Source organism: Frigoribacterium salinisoli, assembly GCF_054781095.1.
Genome location: NZ_BAAGVB010000003.1, coordinates 343,451 through 364,636, shown reverse-complemented (window position 1 = coordinate 364,636; position 21,186 = coordinate 343,451). Strand labels below are relative to the sequence as shown.

Annotated in this window: 24 protein-coding genes; 7 read left to right on the top strand and 17 right to left on the bottom strand. The window is 76.8% G+C overall.

What is annotated here, in order from left to right; all coding sequences use genetic code 11:
• Window positions 1-6 precede the first annotated feature (6 nt).
• Window positions 7-1,581, bottom strand: coding sequence for a phosphatase PAP2 family protein (locus ACYVHQ_RS09770; protein ID WP_460512501.1), 1,575 nt, complete (start codon window positions 1,579-1,581; stop codon window positions 7-9).
• Between the two features lie 52 nt (window positions 1,582-1,633).
• The gene (locus ACYVHQ_RS09765; protein WP_460512499.1) at window positions 1,634-2,221 is read right to left on the bottom strand and encodes a GNAT family N-acetyltransferase; all 588 of its coding nucleotides are present in this window, start codon (window positions 2,219-2,221) and stop codon (window positions 1,634-1,636) included.
• Between the two features lie 138 nt (window positions 2,222-2,359).
• Between ACYVHQ_RS09765 and ACYVHQ_RS09760 the strand changes: the two genes are divergently transcribed.
• Both ACYVHQ_RS09760 and ACYVHQ_RS09755 read left to right on the top strand, forming a co-directional pair.
• Complete coding sequence (locus tag ACYVHQ_RS09760; RefSeq protein WP_460512497.1) at window positions 2,360-2,719, top strand: hypothetical protein; 360 nt, start codon at window positions 2,360-2,362, stop codon at window positions 2,717-2,719.
• A 40-nt stretch (window positions 2,720-2,759) separates the two neighbouring features.
• On the top strand, window positions 2,760-3,689 hold the full coding sequence (locus tag ACYVHQ_RS09755) for a helix-turn-helix domain-containing protein (RefSeq protein WP_460512496.1): 930 nt from the start codon (window positions 2,760-2,762) through the stop codon (window positions 3,687-3,689).
• A gap of 251 nt (window positions 3,690-3,940) precedes the next feature.
• Here ACYVHQ_RS09755 and ACYVHQ_RS09750 read toward each other — a convergent pair whose 3' ends face one another.
• Window positions 3,941-4,840 carry a Rossmann-fold NAD(P)-binding domain-containing protein gene (locus ACYVHQ_RS09750; protein ID WP_460512494.1) on the bottom strand — a complete coding sequence of 300 codons (900 nt, stop codon included), beginning with the start codon at window positions 4,838-4,840 and terminating at the stop codon, window positions 3,941-3,943.
• Between the two features lie 166 nt (window positions 4,841-5,006).
• Here ACYVHQ_RS09750 and ACYVHQ_RS09745 point away from each other — a divergent pair, with 166 nt between their 5' ends.
• A complete protein-coding gene (locus ACYVHQ_RS09745; protein ID WP_460512492.1) occupies window positions 5,007-6,128 on the top strand; it encodes a GNAT family N-acetyltransferase in 1,122 nt (373 codons plus the stop codon).
• 121 nt (window positions 6,129-6,249) lie between these two features.
• Here ACYVHQ_RS09745 and ACYVHQ_RS09740 read toward each other — a convergent pair whose 3' ends face one another.
• Both ACYVHQ_RS09740 and ACYVHQ_RS09735 read right to left on the bottom strand, forming a co-directional pair.
• Window positions 6,250-6,777 carry a DUF1810 domain-containing protein gene (locus ACYVHQ_RS09740; protein ID WP_460512490.1) on the bottom strand — a complete coding sequence of 176 codons (528 nt, stop codon included), beginning with the start codon at window positions 6,775-6,777 and terminating at the stop codon, window positions 6,250-6,252.
• Entirely contained in the window at window positions 6,774-7,532 is a 759-nt protein-coding gene (locus ACYVHQ_RS09735; protein ID WP_460512488.1) for an alpha/beta hydrolase, read from the bottom strand. Before ACYVHQ_RS09735 ends, ACYVHQ_RS09740 begins: the two co-directional genes overlap by 4 nt.
• Window positions 7,533-7,641: 109 nt before the next feature.
• On the opposite strand from ACYVHQ_RS09735, the gene ACYVHQ_RS09730 reads away from it, so the two are divergent.
• A complete protein-coding gene (locus ACYVHQ_RS09730; RefSeq protein ID WP_460512486.1) occupies window positions 7,642-8,196 on the top strand; it encodes an NUDIX hydrolase family protein in 555 nt (184 codons plus the stop codon).
• Window positions 8,197-8,453: 257 nt separating this feature from the next.
• Window positions 8,454-9,413, top strand: coding sequence for a hypothetical protein (locus ACYVHQ_RS09725; protein WP_460512484.1), 960 nt, complete (start codon window positions 8,454-8,456; stop codon window positions 9,411-9,413).
• Between the two features lie 121 nt (window positions 9,414-9,534).
• Here the strand turns inward: ACYVHQ_RS09725 and ACYVHQ_RS09720 are convergent, their stop codons facing one another.
• From ACYVHQ_RS09720 to ACYVHQ_RS09710, 3 genes are all read right to left on the bottom strand, one after another.
• Window positions 9,535-11,355 (bottom strand): DEAD/DEAH box helicase, encoded by a 1,821-nt coding sequence (locus tag ACYVHQ_RS09720; protein WP_460512482.1) that lies wholly within the window; start codon window positions 11,353-11,355, stop codon window positions 9,535-9,537.
• Between the two features lie 412 nt (window positions 11,356-11,767).
• A complete protein-coding gene (locus ACYVHQ_RS09715) occupies window positions 11,768-12,427 on the bottom strand; it encodes a DUF1684 domain-containing protein (RefSeq protein ID WP_460512480.1) in 660 nt (219 codons plus the stop codon).
• 10 nt (window positions 12,428-12,437) lie between these two features.
• A complete protein-coding gene (locus tag ACYVHQ_RS09710; protein WP_460512478.1) occupies window positions 12,438-12,938 on the bottom strand; it encodes a hypothetical protein in 501 nt (166 codons plus the stop codon).
• Window positions 12,939-13,056: 118 nt separating this feature from the next.
• On the opposite strand from ACYVHQ_RS09710, the gene ACYVHQ_RS09705 reads away from it, so the two are divergent.
• Both ACYVHQ_RS09705 and ACYVHQ_RS09700 read left to right on the top strand, forming a co-directional pair.
• Window positions 13,057-13,620 (top strand): 2-phosphosulfolactate phosphatase, encoded by a 564-nt coding sequence (locus ACYVHQ_RS09705; RefSeq protein WP_460512476.1) that lies wholly within the window; start codon window positions 13,057-13,059, stop codon window positions 13,618-13,620.
• 62 nt (window positions 13,621-13,682) lie between these two features.
• Window positions 13,683-13,991 carry a DUF427 domain-containing protein gene (locus tag ACYVHQ_RS09700; RefSeq protein ID WP_460512473.1) on the top strand — a complete coding sequence of 103 codons (309 nt, stop codon included), beginning with the start codon at window positions 13,683-13,685 and terminating at the stop codon, window positions 13,989-13,991.
• Window positions 13,992-14,005: 14 nt separating this feature from the next.
• Here the strand turns inward: ACYVHQ_RS09700 and ACYVHQ_RS09695 are convergent, their stop codons facing one another.
• The 9 genes from ACYVHQ_RS09695 to flgK all read right to left on the bottom strand — a co-directional run bounded on the left by ACYVHQ_RS09695 (window position 14,006) and on the right by flgK (window position 21,185).
• The gene (locus ACYVHQ_RS09695; protein ID WP_460512470.1) at window positions 14,006-14,668 is read right to left on the bottom strand and encodes a CGNR zinc finger domain-containing protein; all 663 of its coding nucleotides are present in this window, start codon (window positions 14,666-14,668) and stop codon (window positions 14,006-14,008) included.
• Window positions 14,669-14,696: 28 nt separating this feature from the next.
• Window positions 14,697-15,152: a SprT-like domain-containing protein gene (locus ACYVHQ_RS09690; protein WP_460512468.1), complete on the bottom strand. Its 456-nt coding sequence runs from the start codon at window positions 15,150-15,152 to the stop codon at window positions 14,697-14,699.
• A 31-nt stretch (window positions 15,153-15,183) separates the two neighbouring features.
• Window positions 15,184-16,239: a tetratricopeptide repeat protein gene (locus ACYVHQ_RS09685; protein WP_460512466.1), complete on the bottom strand. Its 1,056-nt coding sequence runs from the start codon at window positions 16,237-16,239 to the stop codon at window positions 15,184-15,186.
• A 99-nt stretch (window positions 16,240-16,338) separates the two neighbouring features.
• Window positions 16,339-16,719, bottom strand: coding sequence for a fluoride efflux transporter FluC (locus tag ACYVHQ_RS09680; RefSeq protein ID WP_460512463.1), 381 nt, complete (start codon window positions 16,717-16,719; stop codon window positions 16,339-16,341).
• Window positions 16,716-17,150, bottom strand: coding sequence for a fluoride efflux transporter FluC (locus tag ACYVHQ_RS09675; RefSeq protein WP_460512461.1), 435 nt, complete (start codon window positions 17,148-17,150; stop codon window positions 16,716-16,718). Before ACYVHQ_RS09675 ends, ACYVHQ_RS09680 begins: the two co-directional genes overlap by 4 nt.
• A 4-nt stretch (window positions 17,151-17,154) precedes the next feature.
• On the bottom strand, window positions 17,155-18,384 hold the full coding sequence (locus ACYVHQ_RS09670) for a PQQ-dependent sugar dehydrogenase (RefSeq protein WP_460512458.1): 1,230 nt from the start codon (window positions 18,382-18,384) through the stop codon (window positions 17,155-17,157).
• Window positions 18,385-18,517: 133 nt separating this feature from the next.
• Window positions 18,518-18,892 carry a flagellar assembly protein FliW gene (locus ACYVHQ_RS09665; RefSeq protein WP_460512455.1) on the bottom strand — a complete coding sequence of 125 codons (375 nt, stop codon included), beginning with the start codon at window positions 18,890-18,892 and terminating at the stop codon, window positions 18,518-18,520.
• Window positions 18,889-19,767 (bottom strand): flagellar hook-associated protein FlgL, encoded by an 879-nt coding sequence (gene flgL, locus ACYVHQ_RS09660; protein ID WP_460512592.1) that lies wholly within the window; start codon window positions 19,765-19,767, stop codon window positions 18,889-18,891. The genes ACYVHQ_RS09665 and flgL overlap by 4 nt, the downstream gene beginning before the upstream one ends.
• A gap of 5 nt (window positions 19,768-19,772) precedes the next feature.
• Window positions 19,773-21,185 (bottom strand): flagellar hook-associated protein FlgK, encoded by a 1,413-nt coding sequence (gene flgK, locus ACYVHQ_RS09655; RefSeq protein ID WP_460512452.1) that lies wholly within the window; start codon window positions 21,183-21,185, stop codon window positions 19,773-19,775.
• Window position 21,186: the final 1 nt, after the last annotated feature.

The window sequence follows — 21,186 nt, the reverse complement described above, 5'->3', positions numbered from 1 at the left end:
CCGCCCCTACCGCGGCCGGTAGACCCTGAGCGACCGGGCGTGGAGCCGCACCCGGAGGTCCCAGCCCTCCGTCGCCGCCGTCGCGGGCAGCTCGGTGTCGGAGTCGCCGTCGTGGGCGAGGGCGGGATCGCGGCGGGGCCCGACGCGCAGCCGCAGGTCGTCGGTCGTCGTCACGGAGAAGGCCGACTCGTCGGGCAGCAGGCCGAGGCCCCGCACGATCGCCGTGCTGCGCGGCCCGAAGGCGAGCGAGGCCAGGGCGCCGACGCGGGTGCCGCGGGTGAGGGCCCGCACCTCGAGGGTCCCGTCGTCGAGGTGGCGGCGGCGCATCGGCGAGACGACGTCGTCGTCGTTGCGCCCGACGCCGACGAAGACGCTCCACACGTCGGTGGTGGCACCCTCCCGCGAGACGGTGACCGGCCGACCGCGACGGAGCACCTGCAGCCCGGCGGCCAGGCCGGCGATCCGCTTGCCCAGGCGCGGTTCGAGGCGGTCCCGCTCCGCCAGGTAGTCGGCGTAGACGCCGATCGCGACCGCGTTGTCGGCCAGCGCGTGCGGCCGGCCGTCGACCTCGACCACGGCGGTGTCGACGAGGGCGCCCCGACCCTCCTGCAGCGTGCGCACGGCGACGTCGACGCTGGTGGAGCCGAGGGCCCGGGCGAAGTGGTCGAACGTGCCGCCGGGCACGACGAGCAGCGGCAGGTCGTGCTCGCGGGCCACGTCGGCGGCCGGGGCGATGGTGCCGTCGCCCCCGCACGCGGCGAGGACGGTCGGGCGGCGGCCCGCGGCGATCTCGTCCGCGACGAGCTCGGCGGTGCTGCCGTCGGCGAGCGACCGGAACCGCGCCTTCGGCAGGGCCGCGCGCAGCTCCTCGAGCGGGTGCCGGCGGAGCTTGCCCTTGCCCGCACCGGGGTTGCCGACGACGAGCACGCCCTCGCCCCGGCGGGAGCGCGGCAGGTCGACGAGGTCGCCGTGCAGCACGGCCGGCCCGGCCGGGTGCGCGGGCACCGGCGCCACGAGGCGCCCCACGACCGCGATGCCGGCCCCGAGCAGGGCACCGCCGATGACGTCGGAGGCCCAGTGCACCCCCACCTTGAGCCGGGAGAACGCGACGGCCGAGGCGAGCGGTGCGAGCAGGAGGCCCGTGCGCGGCGACTCGAGGGCGACCCCGGTCGCGAAGGCCACGGCGCTCGCGGAGTGCCCCGACGGCCAGGACTTGCTGCGGGGCTGGTGCCGCAGCTGGCGGGCGAGGGGCACGTCGTCGAGCAGGGGGCGCGGGCCGCCGACGAGGTTCTTGCCCACGGCGTTGGCCACGAGGCTGGCCGCCCCCAGCGACAGGGCACCGCGCACGCCCGCCCGGCGGTCGCCGACGACGAGCAGCACGGCCGCCGTCGCGAGCCAGAGGGTGCCGTGGTCGGCGGTCCGCGAGAGCGACGCCCACGCGCGGTCGGTGCGGTGGGTGCCGGGCCTCCCGTTGACGGCGGCGTTCACCCGCCGGTCCCAGGCGCGCACGGGCTCCGGCAGGGTCACGAGCGGACGGCGGCGCGGAGCGTGGGCGTCGGACGGGGTGGTGCGGCGGAACATCCCGGCAGCGTAGCGCGGCGACCTGTCGGGGAGCCGCCCCGTCGGGCACCGGTCAGGGGGCGCTGGTCGTGGCGAGGCGCGCCTCGAGCCCGGCCCGGACCTCCGGCCACTCGTCGCGCAGCACCGAGAAGTACGCGGTGTCGCCCACGCTGCCGTCGGCGGCGACCCGGTGCCCGCGGAGCACGCCCTCGGGCGTCGCGCCGAGGCGGCGGATCGCACGGGCGCTGCGCTCGTTGCGGCTGTCGCAGCGGAGGGCGACGCGGTGCAGCCCGAGCGCCTCGAACGCGTGCGTGAACAGCAGCAGCTTCGCCTCGGGGTTCGTGCGCCCGCCCCACCAGGCGCGGCCGTACCAGGTCGAGCCGATCTCGACGCGGCCCTGGGCCGGGACGAGGTCGTAGAGGGTCGTCGCCCCGCGGGCCTCGCCCGTCGCGGCGTCGCGGACCGTGAAGGGCAGGAGGCCCGGTGCGGCCAGCTGCCGGGCCAGGAGCTCGGCGTGCGCGCCGACGTCGGCGGGCCGAGGCGCCGTCATGCCCGCCCACAGGGCGTCGTCGGTGAGGGGCCACAGCTCGGCGGCGTCCTCGGGACGAGCGGGGACGAGCCGGATCGTGCGGCCGGTGAGGGTGACGTCGTGCGCGGTCATGCGGCGAGGGTAGCGGGGCGGTCGCCGGGCCGGGACCGCCGGGTCGGCCGCCACGGGCGGCTCCCGTCCGGGCTCGCTAGGCTCGGAGGATCGACCGCGACCGCCGGTCGAGCAGAACCGTGAGAGGCGACCGCTCCGATGCTCCCCACCGACGTCGCCCTGCGCGCCCCGGCGACCGGTGACCAGTCGTCCTGCCCCGACCTCTTCGACCTGTTCGAGGGCGTGCCCACGACGGCCGTCTTCGCCTGCGACGGCGTGTGCGACGACTACGAGGGTGCCCTGAGCCTCTTCGAGGACCGCATCGAGCTGGGCTGCGGCACGCCCCGGTCGATCGCGTTCGTCGACGTCGAGGCCTGGTGGGCCACGGTCGTGGGCGCTGCCGTCACCGTGACCGTGCAGGCCCGGGGCGCCCACTCCACGACCCTGCCGTCGGCCTACCGCGCCGCGCTCCTCGTCGCGCTCGACGCGCAGCTCGGACCGGAGCGGGTCCGTGCCTGACCGGGGGCGCGGCGCGTCCTCCCCGCTCGACCGCGCGCACATGCGCGCCTCGGCGACCATCGCCGGCACCGACGTCGACCAGGCCAGGGCGCTCTACCAGGAGGCGTACCGCGGCGAGGACTTCCGCATCACCACGACGGACCGGCCGTTCCGCTACCGCTACCGGGTGTCGGGCGACGACGAGGTGTCGGTCCGCGCCAACCTCTTCTCGGGTGCCGTGTCGGGGTCGTTCGAGCACCCCGGCGAGTACGTGGTCACGTGGATCACGGAGGGCGAGGGCTCCCACGTCGCGGGCGGGACCGAATCGGTGCTCGTGCACCGGACGCCGAAGCTGCACCCCGTGGGCGAGCGCACCTCGTTCCGGTTCCGCGACCACGTGCAGAGCCTCGTGCACGTGCAGGCACCGTTCCTCGAAGCCGTCGCCGCCGAGGCCGAGGGGCACCCCGGGGGGCAGATCGCGTTCGACCACGCCGCCGTCCCCGGGCCCGGCGCGCTCGCGGCCTGGAACAGGACACTCGCGGTCGCCGCGCCGGTCATCGTCGATCGGGCCGCGACCGTGCTGGCCCGCGAGGCCGCCAAGCGCGACGTCGCGCTCGCGCTCCTCGAGACCTTCTCGCACGCACCCGTGGCAGGAGGCCCGGCCGAGCCCGCCCCCACGGCGCGCGTCCACGAGGCGGCCGACCTGCTCCGCGCCCGCAGCGGGGAGCCCGTGCGCCCGAGCGACGCCGCGGCCGAGCTCGGCGTGCCCCTCGCGAGCCTGGCGGAGGGGTTCCGGCGGACGTTCGACGCGGCTCCTGACGCGTGGCTGCAGCAGGTGCGCCTCGGGCGGGTCCGGTCGGAGCTGACCGAGCAGGGGCTCGAGGGCGAGGCCTCGCTCGAGCTCGGGCGCCGCTGGGGCTTCTACGACGAGCTCGGGTTCGTCGACGCCTACGGTGCCGCCTTCGGCGCCGACCCCCGCCACCGGGGCTGAGACCGCCGGGCCAACGGCGCGGCCGCGCCCGCCGGGCCGGCAGCGCGGCCGCGCCGGCCGGCCCACGGCCCCGCCACCCGGCGACGGTGTCCCCGAACGGTGGTCCGGTCGGCCCGGGAGGGGCCGTCCGTGGACAGCCTCGGCTCGAGGGCGTCCACGAACGGTGGCGACGCCCGGACGTGAGCCGCGTGTCGTGGACACCGTCGAGGTGGTGGGCACCGGGCCGGCGGAGCCGGGCCTGGGGCCGCGGGTCAGGGGTGGCGGACGCCCTCGCCGGCCAGGACGGCCCGGTAGCCCTCGCGGAAGGTGGGGTGCTCGAACGTGAACCCCGTCGAGCGCAGCAGGGCGTTCGACAGGCGCTTGCCCTCGCCGGCTCCGACGTCGACGCCGTCGGTCGGGTCGGCGACGCCCAGCTCGGCGGCGAGCCAGCGCAGCACCTCGGCCAGCGGCGCGGGCTCGTCGTCGGTGCCCGTCACGAGGCGCGGCGGGTCGGCGACGTCGAGGGCGAGGTGCAGGAGGGCCCGGGCGGCGTCGTCGCGGTGGACCCGGTTGGTGACGCGCGCGGGGTCGCGGGGCGCGCCTCCTGAGCGGACCTGGTCGATCAGGCGCTCCCGGCCGGGGCCGTAGATGCCCGACAGGCGCAGCGCGACGCCGTCGGTCGTGCGCTCGTGCAGCAGGCGCTCGGCCTCGAGCAGCGCCGGTGCCGTCGGGGAGCCCGCCCCCGTGGCGGGCACCTGCTCGTCGACCGGGCGGCCGGAGGCGCGCTCGGCGTCGGCCTCGCCCCACGCCGCCGTCGACGAGACGAACAGCACCCGGGGCCGCTGCGCGCCCGGCAGGGCGTCGACCGCGTCGAGCACGTGCCGCAGCCCCTCGACGTAGGCGGCGCGGTAGGCGTCGGGCTCGCGGGAGCCGGCCGCGAGCGCCACGACGACGACGCCCGTGCCGTCGGGCAGCGGCGGGCAGGCCACGGAGATGTCGGCGGCGACGCCCTCGATCTCGGGCGGCAGCACCTCGGGCCGGCGGCGCAGTCCCACGACGCGGTGTCCCCGCGCCGCGAACCGGAGCCCTGCCTCGGTGCCGAGGTCGCCGCACCCCGCGAGGACGACGGTGCCGAGGGGAGTCCGGGCGGGGGACGGGGGCGCGCTGGTCATCCTGCGAGCGTACGACGGCGGGGTGGTCCCGGCCTGGGCGGACGGGGCCGTGGAGCGGGCTTGCCCGGGCCGTCGCGCCGCCACTAGCCTGGTCGGCTGCCCCGTCCCGGGCGGCACCGGGCGCGCCGAGACGCGGCCGGGTCCGTCCGCCCCTCCGGAGACCGCCATGAGCACCACCCCCGACCGTCCTGCCGACCCGGCCCGCGCCTCCGGTCCCGTCGTGACCGAGGTGACGGTCCCCGCGACCGCCGACGCACCCGATGGTGCGCTCTACCGCGCCTGCATCGACCTGCAGAACGCCGTCGACGCGGAGGGCTACGGCACCACCGACCTGGAGTACCTCGCCGACGAGCAGCTCGCGGAGTGGCACGACCCCGAGCACCGGCCCCGCGTCATGCTCGCCGTGCACGACGGCGACCGGCTCGTCGCCATGGGCACCCTCGAGACGCGGCGGGGCGAGGCCGCCGGCACGGCCTGGCTCGACGGCGTCGTGCACCCCGAGCACAGGAGGCGCGGGGTCGGCGGCGCGCTCCTCGACCGTCTCGAGGCGCTCGCCCGCGAGCGCGGCGCGCACCAGGCGCACGTCTACCTCACGACCGGCCCCGCCCCGGCCGACCCGGGCGCCGCCCTCGTGCCGCCGACCGGTGCCGGGGCCGTGCGGGCCGACGCCGCCGGGGTGCGGTTCCTCCAGGAGCGGGGGTACGCGCTGCAGCAGGTCGAACGGTGCAGCCGCCTCCCGCACCCGGCCGACGAGGCCGCGCTCGGACCGGTGCGGCAGGAGGCCCTGGCTGCGGCGGGCGACGCGTACCGCCTCCACACGTGGTCGGGTCGCAGCCCCGAGCGCTGGCTCGCCGACCTCGCGGTGCTCGCGACGCGCATGAGCACCGACGCACCGTCCGGCGGGCTCGACGAGCCCGTCGACGAGCACACCCCCGAGCGGGTGCGGGCGGCCGACGACCTGCTGGAGGCCGGCCCGCGCACCATGCTCAGCGCGGCGGTCGAGCACGTCGCGAGCGGCCGGCTCGTCGGCTACTCGCAGCTCGCGGTGCCCGCCGACCGCGACCGCCCCGCGATGCAGTGGAACACGCTCGTGCTGCAGGAGCACCGCGGCCACCGCCTCGGCTGGCTGCTCAAGGTCGCGAACCTCGACGCCCTGCAGGCGGCGTTCCCGACCGTCCCGAGCACGTACACGTACAACGCCGAGGAGAACCGGCCCATGCTCGCCGTCAACGAGGCCGTCGGCTTCGAGCCCGTGGCGTCGGTGGGCGCCTGGTCGCGCCAGCTCTGACGGGCAGGGTTCCTGTCAAGGGGGCGCCGTGGGCAGGAGTCGCGCCTACCGTCGTCGAGGTCGGCGGGCGGGGCAGCCGCCCGCCGGCACCCCGTCGGGGCGGTCGGCCGGCGGCGGGGGGTCAGCGGGCGAGCAGCTCGTCCGTCGCCGCATCGGCCCGGCCGTCGAACCACCGCTCGAGCACGCGGGCGAACACCGCCTCGTCGGGTGCGGCCCGCGCGAACAGGGTCGCCGACGACCGCAGCTTGAGCGCGTCGACGCTGCCCAGGAGCTCGTCGGCGCTCGCCGCGCCGGAGTCGGCCACGACGCCCGCGACCTCGCGCAGCCGCTCCCCGAGCACGGGGTGCGCGAGGTAGGCGCGCGCCTCGTCGAGCGAGGTCAGCGCGTAGTGCTGCGCGGTGCTGCTGCGCCCGAGCCCGGCGAGCTGCGGGAACGTGAACCACATCCAGTGCGAGCGCTTCTCGCCGGCCCGCAGCTCGGCCACGGCCTGCTCGTGCACGCCGCCCGACTGCGCCCGCACGAAGCGCCGCAGGTCGAACGCATCGCCGTCGAAGGGGTCGCCGCCACCACCGTCGCCGCCACCACCGGCGGCGGCGCGGCCGGCGGCGCGGCTGGCACCGGCCCCCGTCGCGCCGGGGGCGTCGGTCACGCGGGGCGCTCGCTGGCGCCGGACGTCGTCGGCAGCCAGGCGTCGTCGGGGTCGTCGACCGTCGCGGCGTCGTCGTCGGCGTTGATCTCGACGGGCTCGGCCTCGGGGTCGTCGGCGGCCCAGGTGCTCGTGGCCCGGCCGATGAAGGCGTTGAGGTCGTCGAGCTCCTCCTGCGAGATGCCGTGCGCGAGGCCGGGGTAGACGGCGATCTCGGCGTCGGCGTGCGCGGCGAGCCACTGCTCGGTGCGCTGCACGGCCGCGGCGGGGATCACCTGGTCGACGTCGCCGCGCCCGTAGAAGACGGCCGGTCGCACGGCGGCGACGGCCTCGTCGTGGCCCCGGTCGGCGTCGGACGCGACGAAGCCCGCCAGCACGGCCGTGAAGCGGAAGCGGTCGGGGGCGTGGCGGAGCAGCTGCAGCGACAGCGACCCGCCCTGCGAGAAGCCGAGGAGGCTCACGCTCGGGTGGTCGCCCCCGTGCTCGTCCAGCCAGTGCAGCACGGCCCGCGCGGCCTCGTCGACACCGGCCACGTCGGGGTCGCCGGGCGTCTCGAGCGGGTACCACGAGAAACCGTCGCCGTGCGCGAGGGGCGCCCGCAGCGAGACGAGCACGTAGTCCTGGGGGAGGTACGGGGCGAGGCCGATGAGGTCGCCCTCGTGGGAGCCGACGCCGTGCAGCAGCACGATCAGCGGGCGGCCGGCGCGGTCGCCCTCGTCGTGGGACCAGCGGGCCGTGGAGGCGTCGATCGCGAGCATGTGCCGAGCCTAGCCAGCGGGACGGGCGCAGGGACGGCCTCCTGGGGTCGCGTGTTCGCCCTGGGCGTGCCCGACCCCCGGGGAGGACGGGTGTTGGTAGACAGTGACCATGGCCTCCGTGCAGACACCCGACCCGACGCCCGACCACAACCCGGGGTGGTTGTCCGACGCCGAGCTCTCGGACGTGCGCCAGCGGCTGCCGATCCTCTACGTCGAGGCCGTGCCCGTGCGCACCGACGGCATGGGCGTCGTGACCGAGGTCGGCGTGCTGCTGCGCGCCTCCGACGAGGGCGAGATCAGCCGCATGCTCGTCTCGGGGCGGGTCATGTACGGCGAGAGCCTGCGCACCGCGCTCTTCCGGCACCTCGAGAAGGACCTCGGGCCCATGGCGTTCCCGCAGCTGCCGCCGTCGCCGACGCCGTTCTCGGTGGCCGAGTACTTCCCGATCCCGGGCGCCTCGGTCTACACCGACCCCCGGCAGCACGCCGTGTCGCTCGCCTACGTCGTGCCCGTCACGGGCACCTGCGACCCCCGCCAGGACGCGCTCGAGCTCACCTGGCTGACGCCCCACCAGGCCGGCTCCGACGAGGTGGCCGCCGAGATGGTCGGCGGCCGCGGGGCCCTGCTGCGGGCCGCGCTCGCCTCCGTCGGCGTCCTGCACTAGCCGCCGCGCCGCGCCGCCGCCGCCGCTCGCTGCCGGCCGCCGCGCCGCCGCCGGCCGCCGCGCGTCAGAGTCCGCTCGCACCCCAGGGACCCGCCCGCACCCCAGCTCGAGACCTGGGGTACGGGCGGGTCCCTGGGGTGTCGGGCCCTCGGAGCGGACCGCGCGACCGGTCCTGCACACGCGTCGTGCCACGCGGCAGGCCACAGGCGGCCGAGGGGGCAGGAGGCGCGGAGGGCGCGACGAGGCACGGTCGCCTCGTGCACGACCACGGCGACGCCACCCTCCTCCACCGCCGCGACCTCCTGCTCGAGGGGCGCGACGACCACGCGCTGCGTCGCGCCGTGCGCGAGGGGACCCTCGTGCGGGTGGCTCCGGGCACCTTCGTCCGCTCGACGGTCTGGGGGGCCCTCGACGCGCGCGAGCAGCACGTGCTCCGCGCCCGCGCCGTGGTCGGGCGGCTCGGGCCCGACGTCGTCGTCGCCACCGAGTCCGCCCTGGCGTTCCACGGGGTCCCCGTGCTCGGAGCCTGGCCGCAGCGCGTGCACGTGATCGACCCGCACCGTCGGTCCACGCTGACGTCGCCGACGCTGGTCCGGCACGCCGCGCCGCTCACCGACGACGAGGTCGTGCGCCTGGACGGCCTCCACGTGGTCCGGCCCCTGAGGGCGACGATCGACGCCTGCCGCCGGCGCGACCTCCGTGGTGCCGTGACGGCCCTCGACCACGCCCTCCGTCGAGGCCTCTTCGACCGGGAGGGAGCGGAGCGTGAGCTGCAGGGGCGACGGGGCCTGCCGGGTCGCCGTCTCGCCGTGCTGGCCCTGGGGCTCGCGGACCCTGCCTCGGGGTCCCCCGGTGAGTCCCTCAGCCGGGTCGGCATGTACCTCGAGGGGCTGCCCGCGCCGGTGCTGCAGCAGGAGTTCCGCGACACGGACGGCTTCGTGGCCCGGGTGGACTTCTGGTGGCCGTGCTGCGGGGTCGTGGGCGAGTTCGACGGAGCCGTGAAGTACCTCGACCGCGCCACCCGCGCGGGCCGCGCGCCGGAGGAGGTCGTCGTGGACGAGAAGCGGAGGGAGGACCGGCTGCGGGCGCTCAGGCCCGTCCGGGGCGTGGCCCGGTGGACCTGGCGGGACGCACTGCTCGTCGCCCCGATGGTCGCCACGCTGCGCCGTGCCGGCCTCGCCGGTTGTCGGCACGCGAGCCCGTGGCCGCGGCCGTGACCGCGGCCGTGACCGTGGCCGCGGCCACGACGCACGACACCCCAGGAACCCGCCCGGACCCCAGCTCGGGAGCTGGGGTGCAGGCGGGTTCCTGGGGTGCGGCGGGTGCAGGAGGCGCGGGTCAGCGCCCGCCGCGCCCCTTGCCGCCGGGGCCGGCACCGCCGCCGCGCACGAGCGAGCCGACCGCGAGGCCGCCCCCGGCGCGGCCGTCGCTCGAGGCGCGGCGTCCGCCGGTGCGCGCGCCGCCGGAGCGGGCGGGCCCGCCGGAGCGCTGCGCGCCGCCCGACTGCTCGGCCGCGAACGCGGCCTGGTCGTCGCGCAGGGCGTTCGTGCGGCTGCTGCCGCCGTCGCTGGACGCGCGGCGACCGGTGCGACGCTCGCCGCCGGCGCTGGCGCCGCGGGGCGACTCGTCGGTCGACGGGCCGCGGCCCGACTCGGTCGAGTAGAAGGTCTTGGAGCCGGTGCGGGGCGCGTCGTCCCGACGGGCGCCGTCGCGACGGGCGGGCGCGCTGCCGCGTCCGCCGCGACCGCCGCCGGCCTGGCCCTGCCCGGCACCGCGACCGCCGCCGGCCTGGCCCTGCCCGGCCGCCGCGGGGCGTCCCGAGCGGTCCTTGCGGGCGATGGGCGCACCGGTCGAGTCCTGGCGCGCGGCGCGCTTGCGCTGGGCGTTGGCGCCCTGCGAGCGTCCGCCGCCCTGCTGCTGGGCCTGCTCCTGCTTCGGCACGGGCTTCACGTAGGCGGCCTTCTCGCCGACGAGCGCCGTGACCTCGGGCGACGAGGGGGTGACGGCCGTCGTCGTCGGACGGATGTCGGCCTTCTTCATGAGCTGCTGCACGTCGCGCTTCTGGCTGGGGATCACGAGGGTGACCACGTCGCCCTCGGCGCCGGCGCGGGCGGTGCGGCCCGAGCGGTGCAGGTACGCCTTGTGCTCGGTCGGCGGGTCGACGTGGATCACGAGCTCGATGTCGTCGACGTGCACGCCGCGGGCGGCGACGTCGGTGGCGACGAGCACGCGGGCCGAGCCGTCGCTGAACGCGGCGAGATTGCGGTCGCGCTGGGGCTGCGACAGGTTGCCGTGCAGGTCGACGGCGGGGATGCCCGCCTCGGTGAGCTGCTTGGCCAGCTTCTTCGCGTGGTGCTTGGTGCGCATGAAGAGGATCCGGCGGCCCTTGCCCTGCGCGAGCGTGTGGACGAGCTGCTTCTTCGTCTCGACGTCGGCCGTCTCGAAGACGTGGTGCGTCATGGCGGCGACGGGCGAGTTCGCCTCGTCGACCGAGTGCAGCACCTCGTCGTGCAGGAACTGCCGCACGAGCTTGTCGACGCCGTTGTCGAGGGTCGCGCTGAAGAGCAGGCGCTGGCCGTCGGTGGGCGTGGTCTTCAGGATGCGCGTGACGACGGGCAGGAACCCCAGGTCGGCCATGTGGTCGGCCTCGTCGAGCACCGTGATCTCGACGGCGTCGAGCTTCACGAAGCCCTGCTTCATGAGGTCTTCGAGGCGACCGGGGCAGGCGATGACGATGTCGACGCCGGCCTGCAGGGCCTGGACCTGGCGGTGCTGCGAGACGCCGCCGAAGATGGTGGTGGTCTTCATGCCGTAGGCCGCGGCGAGCGGGGCGAGGACGGCGTCGATCTGCGTCGCGAGCTCGCGCGTCGGGGCGAGCACGAGGCCGAGGGGGCGACCGGCGCGGCGCTTGCCGCCGGCGAGCTTGGTGCCGAGGCGGGCGGCCATGGGGATCGAGAAGGCGAGGGTCTTGCCCGAGCCGGTCTTGCCGCGGCCGAGGACGTCGCGGCCCCCGAGCGTGTCGGGGAGCGTGTCGACCTGGATCGGGAACGCCGAGGTCTTGCCGTCGGCGGCGAGCGCCTGGACGATCGGCTGGGGGACGCCGAGCTCGGCGAAGGTGGTCGTGGGGGCGTCGTCGACGCCCGTGGTGAGGGTGGACATGCGTGCCTTTCGGGCATCGTGTCGAGCCGGGCCGATCTGCGGGCGGACGCCGGGCCGTGGGGCACGGCGGCGCCGGGCGGTGCCGGTGCGCGGCTGTCGTAGCCGGGCTCGAGGTGGGGCGACGGTGCAGGTGTGCACGATCGGTTCGCCGCAGGGTGAGCATCGCGCGCCTGTGCCTCGGCCGGTGGCCGTGGGGTGGCGGGTGAGGGGCGTGCTACGACGCACGGAGCCGGGCTGGCCGACTCACGAGTGCTCCCACCCTATCGTCCGCGGGCAGGATGCGCGAGGGGCGCCGACGAGGACGAGGCCGCCGGGCGCGCTCCCCGGCCCGCGCGACGGCCGTGCGCCCCCGCGTGCCGGGCACCGCGCCTCCTGCGCCCGTGCCCCGCGCCTCCTGCGCCCCGCCCCGACCTCAGTGCGACCCGTGGTACCGCTCGCCGACCGGGATCTCGACGGGCACCCGGTTGCCGGGCTGCGCGAGCGGGCAGGCCCACGCGGGGTCGTAGGCGCAGCTCGGGTTGTAGGCGAAGTTGAGGTCGAGCACGATCGAGCCGGGCTCGCGCCCCGGGCCGAGGTCGGCGCCCTTGACGCTGTCGATCAGGTAGCGGCCGCCGCCGTACGTGCCGCCGGGCTTCCCGGCGAGCGCGTCGCCGACGGGCACGAAGAGGCCGCCGCCGTACGACCTCAGGCGCCAGACGTCGAGCGAGCCGACGTCGGGCAGCTCGACGCGGCCGACCCGGTCGAAGGGCACGTCCCCGTCGGTGCCGGTCGTGACGACCATGCGGTGCGGCTCGGCGGGCAGGATCGTCGCCTCGAAGCGCCAGGCCGGGTCGTAGGGGGTCGTGGGCAGGCCGGTGAAGCCGGCGCGGTCCTCCGGCAGCAGGGGCGTCACCGGGTTCGTGCGGAACAGCTCGTCGCGCGTGCGGCGCCAGAGATCGTGCGCGGCGACGACGTCGTCGGCCTCGCGCACCTGGCGGTAGAGCCCGTGGATCGTCCGACGCCAGGCGGCGAGGTCGAGCCCCGAGTCGGTGGTGGGGACGGCGGGGCCAGGGGTGCGGGTCGGGTCGGTCACCCCGGCGACGCTAGTCCGCGTGCCGCCCCGACGCCTCGGGCGACCGCCAGGTCGGCGCCAGCTGGCGCATCCGCAGGCCGCGCCACTGCCAGACCAGCCAGAGACCCGGCCAGAGCACGGGGCCGAGGGCGCCCGCCGGCCCGGCCCGGAACCGGAGCCGGTCGCGCAGCAGCGTGCGGCCGTCGGAGGTGGGCGACACCGCCATGCGGTGGTCGATGGTGAGCTGGGCGAACTGGCCGCTGACGCCCTCGCCGGTGTCGCGCTGGATCCACGCGCCGTCGCGCTCGTGCCAGTCGAGGTCGACGTGCGTGGTGCCGAGCGGGAACGCCCCGAGCACGCTCGCCGTCACCCGGTGCGGCTCGGTCGACCAGCGGTGCGGGAAGCCCCCGGGCTCCGCCGAGCGGTACCGCACGAGCGGCGTGGTGACCGCCCGCATGACGGCGGGGTCGCGGAGGGCGTCGGCGGCCGCGTCGACGGGGCAGTCGAGGACGATCTTGAGCTGCACGTGCATGGCTCCACTGTGCTCCCGCGAGCTGCGGGGCGGGCGGGAGCCGGGCCTCCTGCGCTCGTGCGCGTCACACGCGGCAACCTGCGGGCACGGCCGTCGCCGACCGACCTACCCTGGCCGGGTGAGCGAGACGCAGCAGCAGCGGTACCAGGTGAGGTTCGACCAGGGCGAGGCCGGTGCGGCGCGCGTCGCGCCGGGAGCGCACGTCGTGGTCGTGACGGACGTGCTCGACGGGCACGGCACCGTGGCGCGCGACGAGCTGCTCGCCCGCGTCGCCGCCCGGGCCGACGCCGGCGCCCTCGTGCTCTGGGCCACCGCGACGAGCGCGGCCGACGCCGCGGGGCACGTGCTCGCCCGTCAGGCCGAGCGCGGGGACCGCGCGGTCGTGGCCGTGATCGCCGCCGGTTCGGTGGACGACGACGGGTTCCGCCCGACGGTGGAGGACCAGCTCGCGGCCGGTGCCGTCGTCGACGCGCTCGCCGTCGTGGGCCTCGACTCCGCCTCGCCCGAGGCCGCCCTCGTCTGCGCCGCGGCCGTCGGCCTGCGCCGGGCGTCGTCGCACCTGCTCACCGCGAGCACGTCCGCGGGCGAGCTGCAGCGCACCGGCCGGCAGGAGGCCGTGGCCGCGGCCCGCACCGCCCCCGACGTCGCGCACGTGGTGCGGGAACAGGGCGTCGCCGCGTAGCGTTCCCACCCAGGCGGAGCGATCCGCCCGCGGGCCCCCGCCCGCCTGATCGAGGAGGAACCATGAAGGCAGTGCTGCAGGACGGGACCGTCGTCGCCGAGGCGACGAAGGACGACCTCGTGTCGATCGAGGGCAACTGGTACTTCCCGCCGTCGAGCGTGAAGGCGGAGCTGCTCGAGGAGAGCCCCACCCAGTACCACTGCCCGTGGAAGGGCGACACCCAGTACTTCAGCGTCAAGGCCGGCGACGAGCTGCTGCAGGACCGCGCCTGGAGCTACCCGACGCCGATCCCGTCGTCGTTCGAGCGCGTCGGCTCGGACTACTCGGGCTACGTCGCGTTCTGGAAGGACGTGCAGGTCGTCGAGAGCTGACGACCGGCCGTGGGTCAGGTGCGGGCGCGCTCCCGGTGGGCCCGCACCTTGGCCCGGTTGCCGCAGCGCTGCATCGAGCACCAGCGACGGCTGCCCGCTCGGGAGTCGTCCACGAACACGAGGCCGCAGGCCGGGTTCTGGCAGCGGCGCAGCCGCGATCCGTCGCCGGCCTCGAAGCCCGTGGACGTGAAGAGGGCGACCCCGTCGCGAGCGACGCTCGCCAACGCCTGGGCCAGCCGGAGGCGCGCGGCGCCGGCCCGTCGACGACCGCCCGGCAGCGCCGGGGGCACGTCCGGCAGCGCGGCGAACAGGTTGAGCGTGTCGACGTCGTCGCCGTCGGCGGCGCGGCCGTCGACCGCGGCGACGGCCAGGCGGGCCAGGACGTCCCGGAGCGAGCGCGCGTCCACGAGCTCGCGGTCGCTCGAGCCCAGGGCGATGCCCGCGAAGCGCTCGCCGAGCCAGTGGTCGAGGTCGGCGGGGACGAGCAGGCCGTCCCACGGGGTGCTGCCGGGGGGCGTGGCGAAGCCGGACTCCGGGCCCAGGCCGGACGCGCCTCCTGACGGCGAGGCGGCGTCGAGGGCGCCGAAGCCGCCGAGGAGGGCGAAGTCGAGGGCCGTCGAGCCCGCGTCGAAGAACCACCGCGTGCCGGTGTCGGACCGGAACCACTGACCCGTCATGGCACCAGACTAGGGGGTTACGGCTCGCTCAGACGTCGCGCTTCGTCCAGGTGATGAGGTTCCGCGGGTCGAAGCGGCGCGCGCAACGGCCGCAGGCGAGGGGCCTCGACGGCCGTCGGTAGCGGTAGTGGTCGTGGCCCACGGGGCAGGTGCCGACCCACGGGGCCAGCTCGGTGGCGACCTCGCCGTCGTGGACCCGGCCGCCCGTGTAGCCGAGCTCGCCCGCGACCGCGCGCCAGCGGGGGCCGTGACCGGCGCGGGGCCCGGCCAGGGCGTGCGCCACCTCGTGCAGCAGCACCTGGTGCACCTCGGCGTCGTCGTAGCGCGCCGCGAGGTGCCGCGAGACGCTGATGCGCCGCGCGGCGTAGTCGCAGAGGCCCGCGCGGGTGCGGGCACGGTCGAAGGCGAAGGTCCACCGGCCGGGGCCCAGGTGCGCGCGGAGCAACGCCTCGGCCTGCTCGCGGACCCGCTCGAGGTCGGCCACCGTCAGCGCACCCCGGGCGTCGGGGCGCCCGTCACCGTCGGGGGAACGGCCAGGTCGTGGGCTCGTCGTCGCGCGGCAGGCCCTCGACCGTGCCCGTCACGCCCGTGACGCCCGGGCGCGGCTCGTCGCCGTGCTCGCGCTCGCGCTGGTTCTGCTCGGAGCGCGCGGCCGCGTTCGCGGCGAGGTTCGAGATCTTGCCCCACAGCCCGTTGTCGCGCGGCGCGGGACGCTCGGCCTCGGCGGCGCGCTCGGCGGGACCGGCCTCGACGTCGGCGGGCGACCCCGGGGTCGACGTCGGACCGTGCTCGTCGACGTGCTCGCCGGCCGTCGGGATCTCGCGCGTGCGCCACGGCCCGTCCACCTCGGGGCGGGCGGCGGGCTCCGGGCGAGCCTCGTCGGGAGGGCCGCCGGCGGTGCGGGCGTCGAGCGGCACGGGGTTCGTGTCGCTCGGGCGGCGGTCGGGACCGGGCGCCGAGGTCACCGCGGGGGCGACCGGGGCCTCCGGCAGGCTCAGCACGGCCTCGATGGCGTAGCGCAGCCCCTCGGTCTGCTGGCGGGGCACGCCGGCGGCGACGTACGCCTCGAGGGCGTCGGCGAGCGCCACGCGCGCCTCGTCGGTGCGGCCCAGGTCGTGCAGCGTGTACCCCTGCAGCTCGGCGGCGGCGGCCTCGAGCTCGCGCCACTCCTCGGTGCTCGCGGTGATCCGGCTGGTGTGCAGGTCGTTGAGGGCGCGCTCGAGCTTGCCCTGCTCGCGCAGCACGTGGGCGCGACGGATGCGCGCGGCCGTCGAGTCGGCCCGGTCGCCCGTGAAGTGGGCGAGGCGGAAGGCCTCCTCGGCGATCGCGAGGGCCTCGTCGAGGCGGCCGAGCGTGCGCAGCAGGTCGGCGCGCTCGCCGAGGGCCGTCGTGCTGCGGCTCTGGCCGAGGGCGGCCAGCCGGGCCTCCGCGGCCTCGACGTCGACCGCCGGGCGGAGGGTCACCGGCACGAACGACGGACCGGTCGGCACGGGCGCGGGGGTGCGCTGCGGGGTCCCCTGCGGGCGGCCTGCGCGCGGGGCCGTTCCGTTGCGGGTGTCGTGCTCGCTCATCGTGATCGAGGGTAGTCGTCGCGGCCCCGAACGAGGCCCCCGACTCGCGACCCGCCGCGAGGGCGCGTCACGGATCGCCGGCGGGGGCTCGGGCCCCGGTCAGGCGCCCCCGGCCAGCAGGCCCAGCAGGGCGGCGGCCACGGTGGCGACGAGCCCCACGGCGGCGACGCCCAGGCCGGGCGCGGGGCGCCGGTCGAGCAGGAGGCGCACGGCCTCGACGCTCGCCGTGCTGAAGGTCGTGTACCCGCCGAGCAGGCCGCCGCCGAGGACCAGCAGCCAGGCCTGGTCCAGGCCGGACGAGGCGGCGAGGCCCGTGAGCAGGCCGAGCAGGAACGACCCCGTGACGTTGACGACGAGCGTCGCGAGGGTGGACCACCGGGCCGGCAGGGCGGCACGGACGGTGCCGTCGACGAGCAGGCGCAGGGCGGCGCCGACGCCACCGGCCAGGGCGATCGGCACGAGGAGCCAGGGGGCGGTCACGGGGCCTCCCGCCGTCGACGCCTGTCGTCCAGGGCACGCGCCGCGGCGATGCCGACGGCGGCGGCGAGGAGCCCGGCCACGACCGAGCCCGCTCCGTAGCCGAGCGCGACGGGCAGGTGGCCGTCGCCCAGGAGGGCCGTGTCGACCGCGAGGGCGCTGTAGGTCGTGAAGCCGCCGAGCACGCCGGTGCCGAGCAGGAGGCGGAGGTCGCGGCGGCGCCCCTCGTCCGGTCCGCCTCGTGCCAGGCCCTCGAGCAGGAGACCGAGCACGGCGGCGCCCGTGACGTTGATGGCGAGGACGCTCCACGGCACGCTGCCGGCCGGTGCCGGGGCGGACAGGGCGATCACCTCGCGCAGGGCCGTGCCGAGCGCGCCGCCGAGGGCGACGAGGGCGAGGGACCTCCCGCGCAGGTGCAGGGGGCGTGCCGTCACCGGGTCAGGGTACCGGCGCGACGGGGACGGAGACGAGGCGGTCGTCGCCGGAGCGGGGCTCGCCCCGGCCGTCGGTGTTGTTCGTGACGAGCCAGAGCTCGCCGTCGGGCCCGGGCAGCACGTCGCGGAGGCGGCCGAGCGAGTCCCGACCCGTGAGGAGCTCGCTCGCCGTGGCCGCGCCGTCGGCGCCCACCTGGATCTCGAAGAGCCGCTCGCCGCCGAGCCCGGCCAGGTAGAGCGTGCGCCCGATCGCCGTGAGCCCGCTCGGGCTGGCGGCGTCGGTGGTCCACTGCAGGACGGGCGCGGTGAAGCCGTCCTGGTCGGCGCCCTCCCCGCCGCCCTCGACCTCGGGCCAGCCGTAGTTCGCCCCCGGCTCGATGCGGTTGAGCTCGTCCCAGGTGTCCTGGCCGAACTCGGCGGCCCACATCGTGCCGTCGGCCGTCCAGGCGAGCCCCTGGGGGTTGCGGTGCCCCATCGACCAGACGGGCGAACCGGACGTCGGGTTGTCGCCGGGCACCTCGCCCTCGGGCGTGACGCGCAGGATCTTGCCCCCGAGGGAGGACGGGTCCTGCGCGTTGGCGGTGACGCTCGCGTCGCCCGTGGTGACGTAGAGCATCCCGTCGGGGCCGAGGGCGAGGCGACCGCCGTCGTGGTTGGCGGCCTTCGGGATGCCGGTGAGGACGTCCTGGCGCTCCCCGAGGGCGTACGAGCCGGGCCCGCCCTCGAGGGGCAGGCGCACCACGCGGTTGTCGCCGGCGGTCGTGAGGTAGGCGTAGAGGTACGACGGGTCGCCCTGGAGGACGGCGAGGCCGAGCAGGCCGCCCTCGCCGCGGGCGTCGACGTCGTCGACGACGCCCATGTCGCGGGTGCCGCCGTCGTCGAGGAGCTCGAGCACACGGCCCTCGTCGCGCAGGGAGACGAGGGAGGAGCCGGTGTCGAGCCGGACGACGGACCACGGCGCGGCGAGGCCCACGGCGACGTCGGTGGCGTCCGGCGTGACCGTGACCCGTCCCGTCGTGGCAGGGGCGGGGGCCGGCCCGGGTCCCGTGGTGCCCGAGGTGGGGGGAGCGGTGACGGGGGCGGGCTCGGGGGTCCCACCGGGGCCGTCGGTGGTCGCGCTGCAGCCGGCGAGGAGCACGATCCCGGCCGTGAGGGCGGCGGCGAGGCCGACCCCGCTGCCGAGGGTCGGGGCGGTCGCGTGCTCTCGGTCCCGGGACCGGGGGTGCTGCGTCATGGGGCCTCCGTGCCTCGTCGCTGGTGCTCGGCCCAGTCGATCAAGAGCGCCTGGGAGCGACGTGCACGGGCCGGGGTGCCCGACCGGTGCTCGTGGTCGGGGGAGGGCGGCACCAGAGGTCAGTGCACGGAGGTCAGTGCACGGCCAGCTCGGCGCGCAGCGGGTGGTCCTGCCCCTCGAGGATCAGCTGGGCGGCGTGCCCGGTGGCGACGTGCGCGACGATCGGCGCGAGGAGGTTGACGGTCGTGCCGTCGTCCCCGGGGGTGACGACGACGAGGAGCAGCGCGTCGGCCGGGTCGGTGATCCCGAGGCCGGCGGCCTGGGCGTCGGTGAGCTCGGGGGCGTAGTCGGGCAGGTGCACGCTCGCGTCGAGCACGAAGAGCCTCACGTCGTCGGCACCGCGGAGCGCGAAGAGCCCGGGGCCGATCTCGTCGACGGTGACGTCGACGAGGTGCTCCAGGCCGAAGGGGGGCGTGACGAAGACCAGGCGGCCCAGCGGCGCGCTCATCGCAGGAAGTCCATCAGCGTCGGCTGCAGCACCTTGGCGGTGACGGCGAGAGCGGACTGGTAGGCGTTCTCCTGCAGCTTGAGGTCGAGGACGGCGGCGGCGAGGTCGAGGTCCTCGAGCCCGGCGCGCTGGGCCTCGAGGCTGGTGCTGGTGTCGATGAGGGTCTCCTTCGAGCGGAGGATCTGGGCGTGGCGGGCGCCGACGTCGCCCTGGACGGCGCGGACGTCGGTCATGCGGGCGTCCACGGCGGCGAGGCGCTCGAGGACGCCGGTCCCGGACCGGACGTCGCCGGCGAGGCCGTCGAGCAGCGTGAAGACGGAGGCGGGGCCCGTGCCGAAGGTCGCGGCTCCGTCGGCGTCGACGCGGACGGTCGTGTCGGGGCCGATCCGACGGGTCACGGCGGCGCCGGGCACGCCGGACCAGCTGCCGTCAGCGGTGAAGGCCGACGGTGCGTCCGAGGTGCCCGCGAAGACGTTGCGCCCGGCGAACGTCGTGTTGGCCGTCTGCAGGAGGTCGGCGCGGAGTCCCTCGATCTGTCGCGCGATCGCGTCGCGGGAGTCGGGACCCAGGGCCCCGTTCGCTCCTTGCACGGTGAGGTCGCGCACCTTGGCGAGGATGCCGTGCACGGAGCTGAGGGCCGAGTCGACGGTGTCCAGCCAGGACGACCCGTCGTCGACGTTGCGCTGGTACTGCGCCGTGGAGGCCTGGAGGTTGCGCACGCGCAGCGCCTCGCCCGTCGCCGTCGGGTCGTCGGAGGGCTTCGACAGCTTGTCGAGCGTCGAGGCGCGCTCCTGCACGTCGGCGAGGCGGGCTGCACCGAGCTGCAGGTGGCGCTGCGCGGCGGCAGCGGTCATCGAGCTGGTCACGCGGTTCATCATGGTCATCTCCCGACCCGTCCCATGCCGTTGATCAGGGTGTCGAGCATCTCGTCGATGGCCGACATGACCCGTGCCGCGCCCTGGTAGGCGCGCTGGTGGCTCAGCAGGGCGAGGTTCTCCTCGTCGAGGTCGACGCCGGCGCCCGACTGCTGCCTGTTCTTCGCGGTGGTCGTGGCGAGCCCGGTGAGCTCGGCCTGGCCCCGCTCGGCGGCGCTCGCCGCACCGATGGTCGACACGACCGTCGACCAGGCGCGGTCGGGGGACCCGGCGGAGGTGCCGATCCGGCCGATGGCGTCCGCGACGGAGCCGTCGAGGGCGCCCGAGCCCGTCGCCGCGGCCGCGATGCCGGCGGGACCGGTGGGCGCCACGCCCAGGCCCCTGGCCGCGGGCACGCCGGCCTCGAGCGTGAAGAAGTCGAGCCCGGTCGTGCCGGTGCTCGTCGAGCCCGTGCGGTGCACCGCGTTCACCTGCGTCGCGATCTGCACGGCGAGCGCGTCGTAGGCCGCGCTGGTCTCGGCGAGGATCCCACCGCGACCGTCGGCGGCAGGAGCGAGCACGGACAACGAGCCGGCGAGCGAGCCGCTGTCGGCCCCCACGGAGCTGCCCGGGCGGTCCGCCCACTCGAGGCCGACCGCGTCGCCGAGCACCCGGCCCCCGACGGCGGTCACCGCGCGGGCGACGTCGCCGCGCACGAGCGCGTTGCCGCCGACGAGGACGTCGACGGTCCCGTCGGCGCGCTCCGTCACGGTGCCACCGGCGAGGCCGGCGATCTTCTCGGTGAGCAGGGCCCGTCGGTCGACCAGCTCGGACACGCTGACGCCCTGCTGCAGGCCGGACCGGATGCGCTCGTTGAGGGCGGCGACCTGGACCGCGGCCTGGTTGAGCTGCCCGACCTGCCCGTCGACCTGGTCGCGGACGGTGCTCCACTGGGCGTCGATCGCGCGGGACCCCGTCGCGAGGGTCGTGGCGACCGCGCCGGCCCGGGCGATCAGCACGGAGGCCGGTGCTGCTTCGCCGGCGTGGTTGGCGACGTCGCCCCAGGCCGACCAGAACGAGGTGAGGCCGGCGGCGAGGCCCGTCGTGCGGGGCTCGCCGAGCGTCTCCTCGAGCGTCGACAGCGTCGTGGCGCGGACCTGCTGGTAGCCGTCCGCGGCGGCCGCGGAGCGGACGCGCCCGTCGAGGGCGACGTCGCCGAGACGGGCGATCGCGTCGACCGAGACGCCCTGTCCGGGCACCGTGCCGGCGCTCGCCGACCCCACGCGAGCGGGCGACTCGACCGAGGTCGTGACGACGCGCTGTCGCGTGTACCCGTCGGTGTTCACGTTCGCGATGTTCTGGCCGACGACGTCGAGCCCGGTCCGGGCGGCGACGAGGCCGGAGTAGGCGGTGTTCAACCCGCCGAAGGTGCTGCCCACG